The sequence below is a fragment of the Frigidibacter oleivorans genome, assembly GCF_003993775.1.
GTDB lineage: Bacteria > Pseudomonadota > Alphaproteobacteria > Rhodobacterales > Rhodobacteraceae > Frigidibacter > Frigidibacter oleivorans.
Map to the genome: position 1 here is coordinate 107,341 of NZ_RJRZ01000001.1, position 16,374 is coordinate 123,714.

Consider the following 16,374-nt stretch of genomic DNA (forward strand, 5'->3'; position numbering starts at 1 on the left):
TGCCAGCCCCGGCCCGGCGGCCGTCCGGCGGGCCGTTCCGACCCCGCGTGCGGGGCGGGTTGCGGGCGGGTGACGGCCACGATCATGCGCAACGGGTCGCCGATCACGGCAGATCACGCTTAAAACGACGATATTCCAAAGGCTTTCCTGTTTGTGCGCAGAATGTTTGCGCCTATAGTCCCCGCCACAGGCGCGACGGCACCGCGCCCAGGGGGACACACATGATCCGGTCGGAACTGATCCAGAAGATCGCCGAGGAAAACCCGCACCTGTTTCAACGCGACGTCGAACGGATCGTAAATACGATCTTCGACGAGATCACCGATGCGATGGCCCGGGGGGACCGGGTGGAATTGCGCGGGTTCGGCGCGTTCTCGGTGAAGGGACGAGAGGCACGCACCGGGCGGAACCCGCGGACGGGCGAGTCGGTTGAGGTCGAGGAAAAGCACGTGCCCTTCTTCAAGACGGGCAAGCTGCTGCGCGACCGGCTGAACGGACAGGACTGACCCCAAGATGATGCGTATCCTGCGACTGGCGCTGCTTGGCGCATTGGCCATCCTGCTGGTGGCGCTGGCCCTGGCCAACCGGGGGCCGGTGACACTGCGCCTGCTGCCGGACGAGGCGGGCCGCTTCCTCGGCCTCGGCTGGTCGGTGGACCTGCCGCTGTTCCTCGTCATCGCGCTCGGCGTGCTGGTGGGGCTGGCCATCGGCTTCGTCTGGGAATGGGCGCGCGAGTCGCGCCATCGCAGCGCCGCCAGCCGCAACGCCCGCGAGGCGGCCCGCCTGCGCGGCGAGGTCAGCCGCATGTCGGGAGGCGACGCGCAGAAGGACGATGTGCTGGCGCTGCTGGAAGGTGGCGGCCGGGCGCGCTAGAACCCCCGCATGGACAGGGTTAGGGTCAAGATATGCGGGCTGAGCACCCCGTCGCAGGTGGCTGCCGTCGCTTCGGCCGGCGCGGATTACGTGGGCTTCGTCTTCTTCCCGAAATCGCCCCGCCATCTCGAGGTCGACACGGCGGCCGCGCTGGCGCGGTCGGTGCCCGCAGGCATCGCGCGCGTGGCCCTGACCGTCGATGCCGATAACGCGCTGCTGGACCGGCTGCTGGCCGAGGTCCCGCTGGAGATGCTGCAACTGCACGGCCAGGAAAGCCCCGACCGCGTGGCCGAGATCCGCCACCGCTGGAACCTGCCGGTGATGAAGGCGGTGGGCGTGGCCGATGCGGCCGACCTGCCCCGCATCGCCGAATACGAGGCGGTGGCCGACATGATCCTGCTCGATGCCAAGCCGCCCAAGGGCGCGGATCTGCCCGGGGGCAACGGGCTGGCCTTCGACTGGCGGCTGATCGCCGGACGCGGCTGGCAGCGGCCCTGGATGCTGGCGGGGGGTCTGACCCCGCAGACGGTGGCCGAGGCGATCCGCCTGACCGGGGCGCCGGCCGTCGATGTGTCGAGCGGAGTGGAAAGCGCGCCGGGCGTCAAGGATGTCGCCCGGATCGCAGCCTTCGTCGCGGCGGCGCGGGGCTGAACCGGCACCGCAGCGCAGGGACAGGGAAACATGCGGCGGCGGGACGGCACCCCGCCGCCGCGTCACCGTTTACTTACATCGCCGGCAGGACGGTCAGGTCGCGCAGCTCGCCTTCCAGACCCTCGATCTGCCAGGACCCCGTGGTCGCCCCGGTGGCCAGGTCGACCGTGTGCAGCATGCCGCCGCTCGCCAACCAGGCGGTATTGGTGCCGTCCTCGGTCGTCGCCACATCCATCGCCACCGCGCCTTCCAGCGGCTTGTCGAACATGCCGATGGTGGCCAGCGTGCCGTCATTCGGCGCGGTCTGCTGCAGCAGCGCGCCCAGCCCGGTGTCGATGTCGTACATCGCCGTCTTCTCGGGCTTGCCGAAGCTGTTGATATAGGCGACCGCCACGACCATCGGCGTCGCCGAGGCATTTGCATCGGCGGCGTCGAAATGCAGCGCGCCGTCCACCGTCACCTCGCCCGTGTCCATGTTCACGCGGTGATTGGTGGTGCCGGACATGAAGCGCAGCCGGTCGGCCGCCGGGTTCACGTCCACGATCACCGGCATGTCGGCCACGGGCAGCATGGTGTTCATCTGCGACAGTTCGGTGGTGGCGCCGGTCTTCGGGTCGATGGTCACGATCGCCTGACCCTCGGTCACGCCGATCACGGTATTGTTCGACGGGCGCAGGTCGACCCCCAGCAGCCGGTCGACGCCCTCGGCCTCGACCATGCCGGTGACCTGGGCCGTGGCGGTGTCGATCCAGACCAGGGTCTTGTCGCCCACGAGGCCGAGCGCGGTGTCGGCTTGTGCGGCGCCGCCGGCGGCGGCAAGGGTCAGAAGGGCGGTGGCAAGGGTTTTCATGTCGATCTCCTGTCACGTTGGCATGGCCGGCTGCCGTGTTTCGGCCCGATCCGGATGAAGCTACGAAGCCTGCCGGGGAAAGTTGCGGCGCGGCGTCGGAAAGTTGCGGCACGGCGCCGGAAGGCTGCGGCGCGCGCGGCTTTACGCCCCTGCGCGAAGGCGATACATGCGGTCAGACCAGCCCCGGAGGATCGACATGGACGACGGCATCAACAGCTTCATGACCGGACCCGACGAAAACGGCCGCTTCGGCATCTTTGGCGGGCGGTTCGTGTCGGAAACGCTGATGCCGCTGATCCTCGACCTGCAGGCGGAATACGAGCGCGCCAAGACCGACGACAGTTTCTGGGCCGAGATGGACTGGCTGTGGCAGCACTACGTCGGCCGGCCTTCGCCTCTCTATTTCGCGGAACGGCTGACGACCCATCTGGGCGGCGCGAAGATCTATCTGAAGCGCGACGAGCTGAACCACACCGGCGCCCACAAGATCAACAACGTGCTGGGCCAGATCATCCTCGCCCGCCGCATGGGGAAAAGCCGGATCATCGCGGAAACCGGCGCGGGCCAGCATGGCGTGGCCACCGCCACCGTCTGCGCCCGGTTCGGGCTGAAATGCGTGGTCTACATGGGCGCGCATGACGTGGAACGGCAGGCGCCCAACGTCTTCCGGATGCGGCTGCTGGGGGCGGAGGTGATCCCGGTGACCTCGGGCCGCGGCACGCTGAAGGATGCGATGAACGATGCGCTGCGCGACTGGGTTACCAATGTGCGCGACACCTTCTACTGCATCGGCACGGTGGCGGGGCCGCATCCCTATCCGGCGATGGTGCGCGACTTCCAGTCGATCATCGGCAAGGAGGTGCGCTGGCAGCTGGCCGAGCAGGAGGGCGAAGGCCGCCTGCCCGACACGGTGATCGCCGCCATCGGCGGCGGGTCGAACGCGATGGGGCTGTTCTTCCCCTTCCTCGACGATCCTTCCGTGCGGATCATCGGGGTGGAGGCCGGCGGCAAGGGCGTGGACGAGTCGATGCAGCACTGCGCCAGCCTGACCGGCGGCCGGCCGGGCGTGCTGCACGGCAACCGCACCTATCTGCTGCAGGACGAGGACGGGCAGATCCTCGAAGGCCATTCGATCTCGGCCGGGCTCGACTATCCCGGCATCGGGCCGGAACACGCCTGGCTGCACGACACCGGCCGCGCCGAATATGTCAGCATCACCGATGCCGAGGCGCTGGAGGCGTTCCAGCTGTGCTGCGCGCTGGAGGGCATCATCCCGGCGCTGGAACCCAGCCATGCGCTGGCCCATGTGATGAAGATCGCCCCCACCCTGCCTGCCGACCACATCATCGTGTCGAACATGTGCGGGCGCGGCGACAAGGACATCTTCACGGTGGCCAAGCACCTCGGCTTCGACATGAAGATCTGAGCCCGCCGGGCCGGCGCAGGTTGGCGCGCCGGCGGCAGGCACATCCCCCGCAGAGATCGCGGCAGGACGGCCCCCGGGCCGCCCGTCTGCCTGCGCGGCGGTGCGCCGGCGGCGGAAAAGCGGCGTTCCGGACGCATAAACCCTGGTTTATGCGCATCCGCCGCCCGGCCGAACCGGCGGCATCTAGTCTTCGCGGCCAATGGCCGGCGCGGACCGGTCGCGCCAGCCTTGGTGCACCGGAGGCACGCCGCCTCCGCAGCACACAGGAGACGACCATGCACAAGACGCTGCTTCTCGCCCCCGCGCTGGCCCTGATTGCCATGCCCCTGTCCGCCCAGTCCCTGACCCGCGACCTGATCGAGCGGCTGCGGTCCGAGGGCTTCACCCGCATCGAGATCGACCGCAACGCCAGCACCACCGAGGTCGAGGCGATCCGCGGCAGCCAGAAGGTCGAGCTGCTGGTCGACAACGCAACGCGCGAGATCCTGCGCCGCGAAACGGGTCCCGTCGATGACGATGACGACACCCGCCCCGGCGTAGAGATCGACGACCGGAACGATGACCGGAATGACGACCGGGACGATGACCGCGGGGATGATCGGGATGACGACCGGGACGATGACCGCGGGGATCGGGACGATGACGACCGGAACGATGACGACCGGGACAATGACCGCGGGGATCGCGGCGACGATGACGATGACGGCGACGATGACGGCGACGACTGATCGCGGCGCGCGCATCTTCGGCCGGGCGGATGTCCGGCCGGCCCCGGCACCCGGCCCCGCGCGCAGGTTCGCGCGGGGTTCGCGCATGGGCCACCGACCCTTGCGGGCCGCCGTCGATCCGGCAGATAGTCGGATCCACGTAATCCTGCCGCCGTCATGGAACCGCCTTTGACCCGCCGCACCCTCGCCGCCGCGCTGACCGCCCTGTCGCTGGCCGTCCTGCCCCTGACCGGCACGGCGGCCTCGGCCCAGTCCCTGTCCGACCGTTTCGTCCGGCAGCTGCGCAGCGAAGGCTTCACCGAGGTCAGCACCGAACGCACCCTGCTGGGCCGGATGCGCATCTATGCGCGCGGCCCCGAAGGCTCGCGCGAGATCATCCTCGACCCCCGCACCGGCGAGGTCCTGCGCGACCTGTGGCGCGCGCCGAGCGGCCGGCCGACCCTGCCCTTCGCGCTCGACGACGATGACGAACCGGCGCGGGCCGGCGGCGGATCGGGCGGTGGCGGCTCGTCGGGCGGAGGGTCGTCGGGCGAAGGGTCGTCGGGCGGAGGGTCGTCGGGGGGCGGATCCTCCGGCGGTGGATCGGTCGACGACGATGATGATGATGACGACGACGATGATGACGACGACGATGACGACGACGACGATGACGACTGAGGCGCCGGGGGGATGAACAGGCATCCGCAGCGGCGGGATCGGCGGCGATGAAGGGGCTGGTCGCGGCCCTGGTCATCATGGCGGTGCAGGCGGTCTGCGCCGTCTTCTTCGTGTCCGACATCGTGCTGTCCGTGCTGGGGCTCTATGCAGCGCCGATCAGCTGGCAGACCCGCGAACTGCTCGAGATCGGCGCGGCGGTGGGACTGATCCTGGGGCTGGTGCTCGGGGCGCTGACGCTGACCCGCAGCATCCGCGGCCGCCGGCAGGCCGAAGAAAAGCTGCGCCGCGCCTCGGGCGCGTTCATGGACCTGCTGGAGGAACGCTTCACCGGCTGGGGGCTGACCCCGGCGGAACGCGATGTGGCGCTGTTCGCGGTCAAGGGCCTGTCGACCGCCGAAATCGCCGCGCTGCGCCAGACCTCGGAAGGGACGGTCAAGGCGCAGACCGCCGCGATCTATCGCAAGGCCGGGGTCAGCGGCCGGCCGCAATTGCTGTCGCTGTTCATCGAGGATCTGATCGACGGGGACCTGCCCGCCCGGCTGGCCCTGCCGACCCCGACGCAACCGGCCGAGATCCCCTCGCCGCCCGCCAGCATCCCGCCGCCGCGCCCGCAGGCCGGTCCGGAGCGGGGCTAGTCAGGCATACTGCCGCAGCACCCCGAGCGGCACGATCTCCAGCGCGCGGGCATGGGTGGCGGCAAGGTTGACGCGCGGCGCGCAGCCTTCGTCATGCGCCTGCAGGAACCGCCCGGCGCAAAGGCACCAGCGGTCGCCGGGCTTGAGCCCCGGAAAGCGGTATTCCGGCCGCGGCGTGGACAGGTCGTTGCCCACATATTTCGAGAAGGCGAGGAACTCCGCCGTCAGCGTCACGCAGACGGTATGGCTGCCCGCATCCTCGGCGCAGGTGTTGCAATGGCCGTCGCGGAAGAAGCCGGTCATCGGCGCGGTCGAACAGGGTTCGAGCGTCCCGCCCAGCACATTGACGGGGGTATCGGGGATCATGCCGCCTCCTCGGGTTGCCAGTCGATCCAGCGGCCGTGGAAATCGGCCCGGCCCATGCGCAGGTCGCGCCCGGTCCCGTCGCCCGGCCACAGCGTCAGCCGCAGCGCCGCGCCCGGCCCCTGCCCGTCCGCCTCCATCGAAAAGCGCGCCAGCGGCGCATCGGGCCGGGCGGCGCCTCCGGCGGCCTGCAGCGCCGCCAGCGCCTGCTGCTGCGCGGCGGCGGGGAAATACTGCCACGCCACCGTGTGGTAGATCAGGTGCAGCCGCCCCGGCATCGGGGCGGCGAGCCGCCCGGCCAGCCAGCCCGCCGCATCGCCGCGTTCGACCGCCGGCGGATGGCGGGCCGCCTCGTCCAGCGCCGCCGCGATCCGCGACAGCCGCGCCGCCTGATCCGCCCAGACGAAGGACAGCAGCCGCAGCCTGTCGCGCGCCGGGTCGATGGGGGCGAGGTCCACGCCCGCCCGCGCCGCGATCTGCAGGGGGCCGGCGACCGGCGCCTGCCCCCGCCAGTCCGGCGCCAGCGTCAGCACCGGATCGCCGGGCCCCAGCGTCGCCCCACCCGCCTGCAGCGCATAGCGGTCGAAGTTCAGGTTCAGCCCCGCACTCGCGCCCAGTTCCGACAGCACCAGCGGCAGCCGGAACCGGCGCGCCAGCCAATGCGCGGCCGGGATCACCGCCGCCGACCGCGCCACCTCGTTCGTCTGCGGGGCCGAGTCGAGCCGGGCCATCACCCGGTCCTCATGCGCCGTCAGCGCCGCGTCCACGGCCCCGGCCAGCACCGCACCGGCAGGCGCCGCCGGCGGATAGACGGCGGCAAGATCCGGGGCGCGCCCCTCCAGCACCAGCCCGTGCAACGCGCCGGCCAGCCGCAGCGGCACCGAGGCGCCCGAGGGACCGATATCGCCCTGCCATCCCGCGATCCGCGCCGCGATCGCCCCCTCGGGCAGGCCACGCTCCGCGATCCCGGCCAGCAGCCGGGCGGTGAAGGGCGAACCCAGATCCTCGCAAGAGCGGGCCTGCTGCAGGAAGGCCGCGCGCCAGGTCACCGGAACCGCTCCACCAGCCGCTGCAGCGGCGATTTCGGCTCGGCTGCCGGTTCGGGTGCAGGAGCGGAGGCCGGCGCGGCCTCGGCGGCGGGTGCGGTCTTTCGCGGCGGGGCCTCGCCCGCCGTCCCCGTGCCGGACCGCGGCGGGGCAGTACGCAGCGCCACCGCGTTCTGGAACCGCGCGCCATCGCCTTCGGCCAGCGCCGCCGCCCCGTCGGAAATGCCGCGCAACAGGTCGTCCAGCCAGTCGGCATCGGCCTTGGCGAAATCCGCCAACACATAACCCGCCACCCGGTCCTTGTGCCCCGGATGCCCGATGCCGAGCCGCACCCGGCCGTAAGCCTCGCCGATATGCTGGTGGATCGACCGCAGGCCGTTGTGCCCCGCATGGCCGCCGCCCTGCTTCACCCGGCACTTGCCGGGCGCGAGGTCCAGCTCGTCATGGAAGACCGTGACATCGGCGGGGTCGAGCTTGTGAAAGCGCATCGCCTCGCCCACCGCCTGTCCCGACAGGTTCATGAATGTCTGCGGCTTCAGCAGCAGCACCTTTTCCGGCCCCAGCCGGCCTTCGGCGATCTCGGCCTGGAACTTCGCCCGCCACGGGCCGAAGCCGTGGTCGGCGGCGATGCGGTCCACGGCCATGAAGCCGATATTGTGGCGGTTGCCCGCATATTTCGCGCCCGGATTGCCCAAGCCCACGAACAGCCGCATCGCCTGCCTCCGCCGTTCCGCCTGCACGGGCCCGCCTTGACCCGCGCCGCGCTTTGCCCTGTTCTGCTCCCGTCCGCGAGCCGGCCCGGCATCCGCCGGCCGCCCGCATCTGCCGCGCCGCCGCTTCTGGGGCCGCCGAGAGGGATCACGCCATGTATCTGACCATGAACCGTTTCCGCATCAAGCCCGGATCGGAGCAAACCTTCGAACAGGTCTGGGCCAGCCGCGACAGCCGGCTGGGCGAGGTGCCGGGCTTCCTCGGCTTTCACCTGATGAAGGGACCGGAGAAAGAGGGATACCGGCTCTATGCCTCGCACACGATGTGGGACAGCGAGCAATCCTTCCTGAACTGGACAAAGTCCGAGGCCTTTCGCGCCGCCCCTGCCGGGGCGGGCGGCCACCGGGACATCTACATGGGCCATCCGGAACTGGAGGTCTTCGAAAGCGTGCAGCAGCTGCAGCCCTGACGGATGCGCCCCACTTGACCCGGCCGGATGGCGGGCCGATGGTCCGGCCAGCAATCCGGAAGGGGAAGCGCCATGACAGAGGCACCGGCCAGCGGCCACCCGCAACAGACGTCCGACCGCAGCGCCGCGCGCATCCTCGTGGACCAGCTGCTGGTGCAGGGGGTGGAGCGGGTGTTCTGCGTGCCGGGCGAGAGCTTCCTCGCCGTGCTCGACGCGCTGCACGACTCGCCCCGGATCGAGGTCGTCACCTGCCGGCATGAGGGCGGGGCCGCGATGATGGCCGAGGCCTGGGGCAAGCTGACCGGGCGGCCCGGCGTGCTGTTCTGTTCGCGCGGTCCGGGGGCGACGAATGCCTCCGCGGGCCTGCATGTGGCCTGCCAGGATTCCACGCCGCTGATCATGTTCATCGGCCAGAACCCCCGCGACGTGCTGACCCGCGAGGCCTTTCAGGAGGTGGAGTATCGCCGGGTCTTCGCCAGCCAGGCGAAGGCGGTGATCCAGATCGAGGACGCGGCCCGCATGGCCGAACATGTCACCCGCGCCTTCCAGCTGGCGCAGTCGGGCCGGCCCGGGCCGGTGGTGATCCCCCTGCCCGAGGACATGCTGCACGACCGGGCCGCGGTGGCGGATGGCCGGCCGGCGGTGCCGCAGGCCAATGGCGTGGCGCCCGCCACGGTGGCCGCGGTGCGCGCGGCCCTGGCGGGGGCGGCGCGGCCCCTGGTGCTGCTCGGCGGGTCGACCTGGACCGGTGCGGCGGTGGACCGGTTCCGCACCTTCGCCGAGGATAGCGGCCTGCCCGTCGCGGCCTCGTTCCGGCGGCAGCATCTGCTGGACAACGAGAGCCCCTGCTACATGGGCGAAATCGGGCTGGGGGCCAATCCCGCCCTGCTGAAGCGGGTGGACGAGGCGGACGTGCTCTTGGTCATCGGCGCCCGGCTGGGCGAGATCGGCACCAACGGCTACACGATCATGTCCGCCCCCGTGCCCCGGCAGCGGCTGATCCATGTCTTCACCTCGGGCGACGCCATCGGGCAGGTCTGGCAGCCCGAGATGGGCATCGTCGCCACGGCGGCGGAATTCGTGGCGGCGCTGGTGGCAGAGGGGCCGCTGGCCGGCCCGTGGGAGGAGGAACGCCGCGCCGGCCGCGCCGCCTTCGAGGCCTGGACCGCCCCGCGCACCAGCCCCGGCGCGATCCAGATGTGCGATATCGTGGCATGGCTCGACGCCAATCTGCCCGAGGACACGATCTACACCAACGGCGCGGGCAACTTCGCGACCTGGCTGCACCGGTTCCACCGCTATCGCCGCTTCGGGACGCAGGTGGCACCGGTCTGCGGCTCGATGGGCTATGGCCTGCCTGCGGCGCTGGCGGCGGCCTTCGCCCGGCCGGGGGCGACGGTGGTCTGCGTGGCGGGGGACGGCGATTTCCAGATGACGGGGATGGAACTGGCGACGGCGGCGGCGCATGGGCTGCGCATCCGGGTGCTGATCCTGAACAACGGGATGCTGGGCACGATCCGCATGCATCAGGAACGGCACTATCCCGGCCGCGTCTCGGCCACCGGCCTTGCCGGCAATCCCGATTTCACCGCGCTGGCCCGGGCCTTCGGCGCCCATGCCGAACGGGTGGAGCGGACCGAGGACTTCGCCGCGGCCTTCACCCGCGCCGATGCGCATGACGGGCCGGCGGTGCTGGAGATCATGATCGACCCCGAGGCGCTGACCCCCGCGATGACGCTGAGCCAGATCCGCGACGCCGCACGGGGCTAGGGCCTATCCCGCCGCCATCAGCCCCGGTTGCGGGCAGGCGGCCGCCGTCTTCGGCACCCGGACCAGCACGATGGCCGGGTTGCCGATGCCCGATGCCTCGACATCCGCCAGAAGCCGGCCCAGCGTCGTCTCCAGCCGCCGTTCGGCCGGGGTGGAGATGCGCGAGACGATCTCGATCCCCGTGTCCGGCCCCAGACCCGCCGCCGCCATGTCGGCCGCGACCGCCGCCAGCCGGTGCATCGCCATGTAGAGCGCGAGCGTGGTGCCGGGGCGCAGGTCGCAGTCCTGCCACGGCTCGCCGGGGCGGCAGGTGGCGGTGGCCAGCACCAGCCGGTCGGTCTGCCCGCGTTCGGTCAGGGGCCGCGTGGTGCTGGCGGCCAGGGCGCTGGCGGCGGTGATGCCCGGCACGATCTCGACCTCGATCCCGTGGGCGCGGACCGCGGCGATTTCCTCGGCGGCGCGGCCAAAGATCGAGGGGTCGCCGGATTTCAGCCGCACCACCCGCTGCCCCGCCAGCGCGAAGGCGACGATGGCGGCGTCGATCCGCTCCTGCGGCCAGGCACAGGCGCCGACCTCCTTGCCGACGAACAACCGGGCGGCGCGGTCGGGGATCAGCGCCAGCACCTCGGGCTCCACCAGCCGGTCGAACAGCACCACATCGGCGCGGCGGATGCGGTCCAGCGCGCGCAGCGTCAGCAGGTCGGCAGCGCCCGGCCCCGCGCCCACCAGCGCGACATGGCCGCGGGCCGGCGGGGCGGGGGTCAGCGTCTCGGGCAGGGGCAGGAAACTCATTCGGCGGCCTCCTTCGGGCGATGGCGGTCGATCAGGGCGCGGATCTCGGGGCGGCAGGACCCGCAATTGGTGCCGGCGCGCAGGGCGGCGCCGATGGCCTCGACCGTCATCAGCCGGCGGCCGGCGATGGCGCGGGCAAGGTCCGCCGCCCCGACCGAGAAGCAGGCGCAGACGGTCGGGCCGGGATCGGGCCGGTCCGCCCCCGCCCGCCCGGCCAGCGCCGCCGCCCCCGGCTGGCCGAGCGCTCCGGCCACCAGCGCGCGGGACAGCGCGACGGGCGTGCGCGCCACGAACAGCGCCGCCACCAGCCGCCCGTCCGCCAGGAAGGCCAGCCGGTGCAGGCCCCGGGCCGGGTCGGACAGGCTGACATCGGCGGCGGGCAGGCCGAACAGGCGCGCGGCCCATGCCCCCCAGTCGGCGGGATGGTCCTCGCCCGCCAGTTCCATCTGCGCGCCCCCGGGCAGCACGGCGCCCGCCCAATAGGCGCAATCGGGCCGCATCGGCCCGGCCGAGACGGCATAGCCGTACCAGGCCGCGCGGAAGGGCCGGATCGCGACGGGCGCGGATTTCAGTGCCGGCTGGCCCGAGACGGGATCGACCTGCCCCGGCACCAGCGTGCCGATCCGCGCGGCCGAGGCGTGGCCGTCGGTCCAGTGGATCGGCGCGAAGGGATGGCCGGGGGCGACCGCGTCCGACACCAGCACCCGCAGGATGCGCCGCCCCTCGCCGTCGCCCAGTTCGGCCAGCATGTCGGGCTCCAGCCCCAGCCGCGCCGCATCGGCGGGGTGAACCTCCAGGAACGGCTCGCCCCGGTGCAGCGCCAGACGGGGCGCCAGCCCGGTGCGGGTCATCGTGTGCCACTGGTCGCGCACCCGGCCGGTGTTCAGCCGGAAGGGCCGGTCCTGCGGCAGCGGGGCGGGCAGCCGGGGCGCGACCGCAACCGCCCGGGCCCGGCCGTCCGGCGTGTGATAGCGCCCGTCGCCGAAGAAGCGTTCGGGCGCCGTCGCTTCGCCGGCCGGGGCGGGCCACAGGAACGGTTGCAGCGCGTCATAGCCCGCGCGGTCGATCCCGGCATGGCGCGAAATGTCGAAATCCGATCCCAGGCCCGCCGCCATCCCCGACAGCGCCGCATGTTCGCGGAAGATCGCCGCCGGGCCGTCGAAGGCAAAGCCCTCGGCCCAGCCCATGCGCCGCCCCACCTGCGCCAGCGCCCACCAGTCGGGTCGCGCCTCGCCCGGTGCGGGCAGGAAGGCGCGTTGCCGGCTGATCCGGCGTTCGGAATTGGTGACGGTGCCGTCCTTCTCGCCCCAGCCGAGCGCGGGCAGCACCACATCCGCCAGAAGGGTCGTGTCCGTCTCCACGACGTCGCTGACCACCGTGAACTCGCAACCGGCGATGGCACGCGCCACCCGGTCGGCCTCGGGCATCGAGGCCACGGGGTTGGTGCACAGGATCCAGAGCGCGCGGATCCGGCCCGCCCCGACCGCGTCGAACAGGTCCACCGCCTTCAGCCCCGGTCCGGCCGCCATGCGCGGCGCCTGCCAGAAGGTCTGCACGGCGGCGCGGTGCGCGGGGTCCTCGATCTGCAGATGGCAGGCGAGCATGTTGGCAAGCCCCCCGACCTCGCGCCCGCCCATGGCGTTGGGCTGACCGGTGACGCTGAACGGCCCCATGCCGGGGCGGCCGATGCGGCCGGTGGCGATGTGGCAGTTGAGGATCGCGTTCACCTTGTCGGTGCCGCTGTCGGACTGGTTGATACCCTGCGACCAGACGGTGACGACCTTGTCCGTCCGCGCCCAGAGGTCGGTGAAGGCGGCGAGATCTGCCGGGTGCAGGCCGGTCAGCGCCGGATCGCTGGCCCGCGCCGCCGCCAGCGCCGTGTCGAGCCCCGAGACCCGCCCGGCCGCGGCCAGCAGCCCCCGGTCTGCCAGCACCGCCAGCAGATGGTTGAACAGCACCGCATCCGATCCCGGCGCGGGTGCGAGGTGCATGTCGGCGATGTCGCAGGTCGCGGTGCGGCGCGGGTCGATCACGACCACCCGCATCCCGGGCCGCGCCGCCCGTGCCGCGGCCAGCCGCTGATACAGCACCGGATGGCACCAGGCGAGGTTCGAGCCGACCAGCACCACCAGTTCGGCCTGGTCCAGATCCTCGTACTGACCGGGCACGGTGTCGCTGCCGAAGGCGCGGCGATGGCCCGCCACCGCCGAGGCCATGCAGAGCCGCGAATTGGTGTCGATATTGGCCGAGCCGACCAGCCCCTTCATCAGCTTGTTGGCGACGTAGTAATCCTCGGTCAGCAACTGGCCCGAGACATAGAGCGCGACGGAGTCCGGCCCGTGTTCGGCGATGGTGCGGGAAAAGCGGCCCGCCACCTCGTCCAGCGCCGCGTCCCAGCCAACCTCCCTGCCGCCGATGGTCGGATGCAGCAGGCGCCCGGCAAGCCCCAGGGTTTCGCCAAGCGCCGCGCCCTTGACGCAAAGACGGCCCCGGTTGGCGGGATGGTCGGGATCGCCCGCCACCGCCGCGCCGCCCGCGCCGTCGGGCGTCGCCAGAACCCCGCAGCCCACGCCGCAATAGGGGCATGTGGTGCGGGTCGCGGTCATGCCGCGCTCCGCGCCGCAAGGAGCGTGGCGTCAAGGAAGACGCGCCCGCCCTCGGTCCGTGCCGCGAAGGTGCGCACCGCGCCGCTGTCCGCCCCCTGCGCGCGCCCCGTCGCCAGATCGAAGACCCAGCCATGCAGCGGGCAGGTGACCTGGCTGCCATGCACGATGCCTTCGGACAGCGGCCCGGCCTTGTGGGGGCAGCGGTCCTCCATCGCGAAGACCTCGTCTGTGGCGGTGCGGAACAGCGCCACGCAGCCGAGCGGCGTCTTCACCACCCGCGCGCCCTGCCGGGGAATGTCGTCCAGTGCGGCAATGTCGATCATCGCGGTCATTCTGCGGCCCTCAGCGTCAGGTCGGCGATCGGTGCCCAGTCCTGCGGGCGCCGGGCGAGTTCGGCCCAAGGGTCGGCCTGATAGACGGTCTGGCTGTGCAGGAACCGCTCGTACAGCGCGCGGCGGTTGGCCGGGTCGGCCACCTGATCGCGGCACCAGTCCAGCCCCACCTTGGCCACCCATTTGTGGATGCGGTGCAGGTAGCGGGCGTTTTCGCGATAAAGCTGGATGAAGGCCGCGATCACCTCCATCGCCTCGGCCTCGGTCGGCACGGTCAGCAGCAGTTCCGTTTCCTTCACGTCCATGCCCGCCGCACCCGCGACACCGATCTGATAGCCCGACTCGACGCAGACCACGCCCACGTCCTTGCAGGTCGCCTCGGCGCAGTTGCGGGGGCAGCCCGACACGCCCAGCTTCACCTTGGCGGGCGTCCACGAACCCCAGAGCAGCTTTTCCAGCCTGATCCCCAACCCGGTCGAATCCTGCGTGCCGAAGCGGCAGAATTCCGACCCGACGCAGGTCTTCACCGTGCGCAGGCCCTTGGCATAGGCCGCGCCCGACACCATGCCCGCGGCGTTCAGGTCCGACCAGATCGACGGCAGGTCTTCCTTGCGCACGCCCAGAAGGTCGATGCGCTGGCCGCCCGTGACCTTGACCATCGGCACGTTGTAGCGGTCGGCGGCGTCGGCGATGGCGCGCAGTTCGGCGGGCGTGGTGACGCCGCCCCACATTCGCGGGACGACCGAATAGGTGCCGTCCTTCTGGATGTTGGCGTGGTTGCGTTCGTTGACGAAGCGCGATTGCCGGTCGTCGCGATAGTCGTCCGGCCAGTCGGCCAGCAGATAGTAGTTCAGCGCCGGACGGCAGCTGGCGCAGCCCCCCGCCGTCGTCCAGCCAAGTTCCTGCATCACCGCCGGGATGGATTTCAGGCCCATGGACTTGATCAGCCGGCGCACATCCTCATGCGTGTGCTCGGTGCATCGGCACATCGGCGGGTTGGCATTGGCGGTGAAGCCGTCGCCCAGCGTCAGGGCCATCACCTGTTCCACCAGCCCGGTGCAGGTGCCGCAGCTGGCGCTCGCCTTCGTCGTCGCCCGGATCAGGTCGACCGTCGTCGCCCCGCCCTCGATCGCCTGCACGATCCGCCCCTTGCACACGCCGTTGCAGCCGCAGATCTCTGCCTCAGGCGGCAAGGCTGCAACGGCGGCCAGAGGGTCCGCCGGGGCGCCCCCCTGGAAGGCCGGGCCGAAGATCAGCGTGTCGCGCATCGCGGACACGTCGGTCCGGTCCTTGATCAGCCCGTGGAACCATGCGCCGTCGGCGGTGTCGCCATAGAGCACGGCCCCCACCAGCCGGTCGCCGTCCAGCACCAGCCGCTTGTAGATGCCACGGCCCGGATCGCGGAACACGATGTCCTCGCGCCCCGGCGCCTCGGCGAAATCGCCGGCGCTGAACAGGTCGCAGCCCGTCACCTTCAGCTTCGTCGCCACCTCGCGGTTGACGAAGGCGGCGGGGCGGCCCGCCAGCGTGTCGGCCAGCACCTTCGCCTGATCGTAGAGCGGGGCGACGAGGCCGAAGAGCGCGCCCTCATGTTCCACGCATTCGCCGAGCGCGAAGACATCGGCGGCCGAGGTGGCCATCCTGTCATCGACGACGACGCCCCGGTTGACCGCCAGCCCCGCCGCGCGGGCCAGTGCCGTGGCCGGCCGGATGCCCACCGCCATGACCAGCAGGTCGCAGAGCAGGTCGGTGCCGTCCTCCAGCCGCAGCGCCGTCACATGGCCGTCCTCGCCCACAATCTCCTGCGACACGGCCTTGCACAGCACGCGGATGCCCCGCGCCTCCAGCGCCTTCTGCAGCAGATAGCCCGCCGAGGGGTCGAGCTGGCGTTCCATCAGATGGCCCATCAGGTGCACCACGGTCACCTCGACGCCGCGCGCCTGCATGCCCGCCGCGGCCTCCAGCCCCAGCAGCCCGCCGCCGATCACCACCGCCCGTGCGCCCGGCCGGGCCCCGAGCGCGATCATCCGTTCCGTATCCTCCAGATCGCGATAGGCGATGACGCCCTGCAGGTCGCGCCCCGGCAGCGGGATCATGAACGGGTCCGATCCGGTGGCGATGACCAGCTTGTCATAGGGCAGGCTGCCGCGCTCGCCCGTCACGGTCTTCGCGTCGGTGTCGATCGACAGCACCCGTTCGCCGAAGCGGCAGGTGACGCCCTGGGCGCGATACCACGCCTCGTCATGGGTGACGATCTGGGCATAGGTCTTCTCGCCCGACAGGACGGGCGACAGCATCAGCCGGTTGTAGTTGCCGCGCGGTTCTGCGTTGAACAGCGTCACCTCGAAAGCTCCGGGGGATGCCTCGAAGACATGCTCCAGCATCCGGCCGGAGGCCATGCCGGCCCCGACCACCACAAGTCGTTCAGTCATTGCGGATTTACCTTCCGTCAATCATGGCCGCGC

Annotated in this window: 17 protein-coding genes; 9 read left to right on the forward strand and 8 right to left on the reverse strand. The window is 71.4% G+C overall.

Translation table 11 applies throughout. The features are described 5' to 3' along the window. Nucleotides 1-221: 221 nt before the first annotated feature. From ihfB to EEY80_RS00565, 3 genes are read left to right on the forward strand one after another with little or no spacing between them, the layout of a single operon-like run. Nucleotides 222-506: an integration host factor subunit beta gene (ihfB, locus tag EEY80_RS00555; protein WP_126974619.1), complete on the forward strand. Its 285-nt coding sequence runs from the start codon at nt 222-224 to the stop codon at nt 504-506. A 7-nt stretch (nt 507-513) separates the two neighbouring features. Then, nucleotides 514-873, forward strand: a complete 360-nt coding sequence (locus tag EEY80_RS00560) for a LapA family protein (RefSeq protein WP_328590472.1) — start codon at nt 514-516, stop codon at nt 871-873. A gap of 9 nt (nt 874-882) precedes the next feature. Further along, nucleotides 883-1,524 (forward strand): phosphoribosylanthranilate isomerase, encoded by a 642-nt coding sequence (locus EEY80_RS00565; protein ID WP_126974620.1) that lies wholly within the window; start codon nt 883-885, stop codon nt 1,522-1,524. Between the two features lie 73 nt (nt 1,525-1,597). Here the strand turns inward: EEY80_RS00565 and EEY80_RS00570 are convergent, their stop codons facing one another. Next, entirely contained in the window at nt 1,598-2,374 is a 777-nt protein-coding gene (locus EEY80_RS00570) for a DUF4394 domain-containing protein (RefSeq protein ID WP_126974621.1), read from the reverse strand. 196 nt (nt 2,375-2,570) lie between these two features. On the opposite strand from EEY80_RS00570, the gene trpB reads away from it, so the two are divergent. The 4 genes from trpB (at nt 2,571) to EEY80_RS00590 (ending at nt 5,820) form a co-directional block, all read left to right on the forward strand. Next, entirely contained in the window at nt 2,571-3,800 is a 1,230-nt protein-coding gene (trpB, locus tag EEY80_RS00575; RefSeq protein ID WP_126974622.1) for a tryptophan synthase subunit beta, read from the forward strand. 275 nt (nt 3,801-4,075) lie between these two features. Next, complete coding sequence (locus EEY80_RS00580) at nt 4,076-4,528, forward strand: PepSY domain-containing protein (protein WP_126974623.1); 453 nt, start codon at nt 4,076-4,078, stop codon at nt 4,526-4,528. A 168-nt stretch (nt 4,529-4,696) separates the two neighbouring features. Beyond that, a complete protein-coding gene (locus EEY80_RS00585) occupies nt 4,697-5,185 on the forward strand; it encodes a hypothetical protein (RefSeq protein WP_235829666.1) in 489 nt (162 codons plus the stop codon). Nucleotides 5,186-5,232: 47 nt separating this feature from the next. Next, entirely contained in the window at nt 5,233-5,820 is a 588-nt protein-coding gene (locus EEY80_RS00590) for a helix-turn-helix transcriptional regulator (protein ID WP_126974624.1), read from the forward strand. Here EEY80_RS00590 and EEY80_RS00595 read toward each other — a convergent pair whose 3' ends face one another. The 3 genes from EEY80_RS00595 to pth are packed head-to-tail and all read right to left on the reverse strand — an operon-like array spanning nt 5,821 to nt 7,942. Next, nucleotides 5,821-6,186, reverse strand: coding sequence for a DUF2237 family protein (locus tag EEY80_RS00595; protein ID WP_126974625.1), 366 nt, complete (start codon nt 6,184-6,186; stop codon nt 5,821-5,823). It lies immediately after the preceding gene. Then, nucleotides 6,183-7,232 carry a DUF2332 domain-containing protein gene (locus EEY80_RS00600; RefSeq protein ID WP_126974626.1) on the reverse strand — a complete coding sequence of 350 codons (1,050 nt, stop codon included), beginning with the start codon at nt 7,230-7,232 and terminating at the stop codon, nt 6,183-6,185. Before EEY80_RS00600 ends, EEY80_RS00595 begins: the two co-directional genes overlap by 4 nt. Next, nucleotides 7,229-7,942, reverse strand: coding sequence for an aminoacyl-tRNA hydrolase (pth, locus tag EEY80_RS00605; protein WP_126974627.1), 714 nt, complete (start codon nt 7,940-7,942; stop codon nt 7,229-7,231). The genes EEY80_RS00600 and pth overlap by 4 nt, the downstream gene beginning before the upstream one ends. A gap of 152 nt (nt 7,943-8,094) precedes the next feature. Between pth and EEY80_RS00610 the strand changes: the two genes are divergently transcribed. Together EEY80_RS00610 and EEY80_RS00615 are read left to right on the forward strand one after the other, a co-directional pair. Then, nucleotides 8,095-8,409, forward strand: a complete 315-nt coding sequence (locus EEY80_RS00610; RefSeq protein WP_126974628.1) for an antibiotic biosynthesis monooxygenase family protein — start codon at nt 8,095-8,097, stop codon at nt 8,407-8,409. Between the two features lie 72 nt (nt 8,410-8,481). After that, on the forward strand, nt 8,482-10,179 hold the full coding sequence (locus EEY80_RS00615) for a thiamine pyrophosphate-binding protein (protein ID WP_126974629.1): 1,698 nt from the start codon (nt 8,482-8,484) through the stop codon (nt 10,177-10,179). Between the two features lie 3 nt (nt 10,180-10,182). Here EEY80_RS00615 and cobA read toward each other — a convergent pair whose 3' ends face one another. Genes cobA through nirB form a run of 4 tightly spaced genes read right to left on the reverse strand, consistent with a single transcriptional unit; the run spans nt 10,183 to nt 16,341 of the window. Further along, nucleotides 10,183-10,971, reverse strand: coding sequence for a uroporphyrinogen-III C-methyltransferase (gene cobA, locus EEY80_RS00620; protein WP_126974630.1), 789 nt, complete (start codon nt 10,969-10,971; stop codon nt 10,183-10,185). Then, entirely contained in the window at nt 10,968-13,577 is a 2,610-nt protein-coding gene (locus EEY80_RS00625) for a nitrate reductase (protein WP_126974631.1), read from the reverse strand. The genes cobA and EEY80_RS00625 overlap by 4 nt, the downstream gene beginning before the upstream one ends. Beyond that, a complete protein-coding gene (gene nirD / locus EEY80_RS00630) occupies nt 13,574-13,909 on the reverse strand; it encodes a nitrite reductase small subunit NirD (protein ID WP_126974632.1) in 336 nt (111 codons plus the stop codon). The genes EEY80_RS00625 and nirD overlap by 4 nt, the downstream gene beginning before the upstream one ends. Then, a complete protein-coding gene (gene nirB / locus EEY80_RS00635; RefSeq protein ID WP_126974633.1) occupies nt 13,906-16,341 on the reverse strand; it encodes a nitrite reductase large subunit NirB in 2,436 nt (811 codons plus the stop codon). Before nirB ends, nirD begins: the two co-directional genes overlap by 4 nt. Nucleotides 16,342-16,374 lie beyond the last annotated feature (33 nt).

Coding starts and splice junctions, on each gene's coding strand:
- ihfB (WP_126974619.1), top strand. CDS start 222: ATGATCCGGTCGGAACTGATCCAGAAGATCGCCGAGGAAAACCCGCAC.
- EEY80_RS00560 (WP_328590472.1), top strand. CDS start 514: ATGATGCGTATCCTGCGACTGGCGCTGCTTGGCGCATTGGCCATCCTG.
- EEY80_RS00565 (WP_126974620.1), top strand. CDS start 883: ATGGACAGGGTTAGGGTCAAGATATGCGGGCTGAGCACCCCGTCGCAG.
- EEY80_RS00570 (WP_126974621.1), bottom strand. CDS start 2,374: ATGAAAACCCTTGCCACCGCCCTTCTGACCCTTGCCGCCGCCGGCGGC.
- trpB (WP_126974622.1), top strand. CDS start 2,571: ATGGACGACGGCATCAACAGCTTCATGACCGGACCCGACGAAAACGGC.
- EEY80_RS00580 (WP_126974623.1), top strand. CDS start 4,076: ATGCACAAGACGCTGCTTCTCGCCCCCGCGCTGGCCCTGATTGCCATG.
- EEY80_RS00590 (WP_126974624.1), top strand. CDS start 5,233: ATGAAGGGGCTGGTCGCGGCCCTGGTCATCATGGCGGTGCAGGCGGTC.
- EEY80_RS00595 (WP_126974625.1), bottom strand. CDS start 6,186: ATGATCCCCGATACCCCCGTCAATGTGCTGGGCGGGACGCTCGAACCC.
- pth (WP_126974627.1), bottom strand. CDS start 7,942: ATGCGGCTGTTCGTGGGCTTGGGCAATCCGGGCGCGAAATATGCGGGC.
- EEY80_RS00610 (WP_126974628.1), top strand. CDS start 8,095: ATGTATCTGACCATGAACCGTTTCCGCATCAAGCCCGGATCGGAGCAA.
- EEY80_RS00615 (WP_126974629.1), top strand. CDS start 8,482: ATGACAGAGGCACCGGCCAGCGGCCACCCGCAACAGACGTCCGACCGC.
- cobA (WP_126974630.1), bottom strand. CDS start 10,971: ATGAGTTTCCTGCCCCTGCCCGAGACGCTGACCCCCGCCCCGCCGGCC.
- EEY80_RS00625 (WP_126974631.1), bottom strand. CDS start 13,577: ATGACCGCGACCCGCACCACATGCCCCTATTGCGGCGTGGGCTGCGGG.
- nirD (WP_126974632.1), bottom strand. CDS start 13,909: ATGACCGCGATGATCGACATTGCCGCACTGGACGACATTCCCCGGCAG.
- nirB (WP_126974633.1), bottom strand. CDS start 16,341: ATGACTGAACGACTTGTGGTGGTCGGGGCCGGCATGGCCTCCGGCCGG.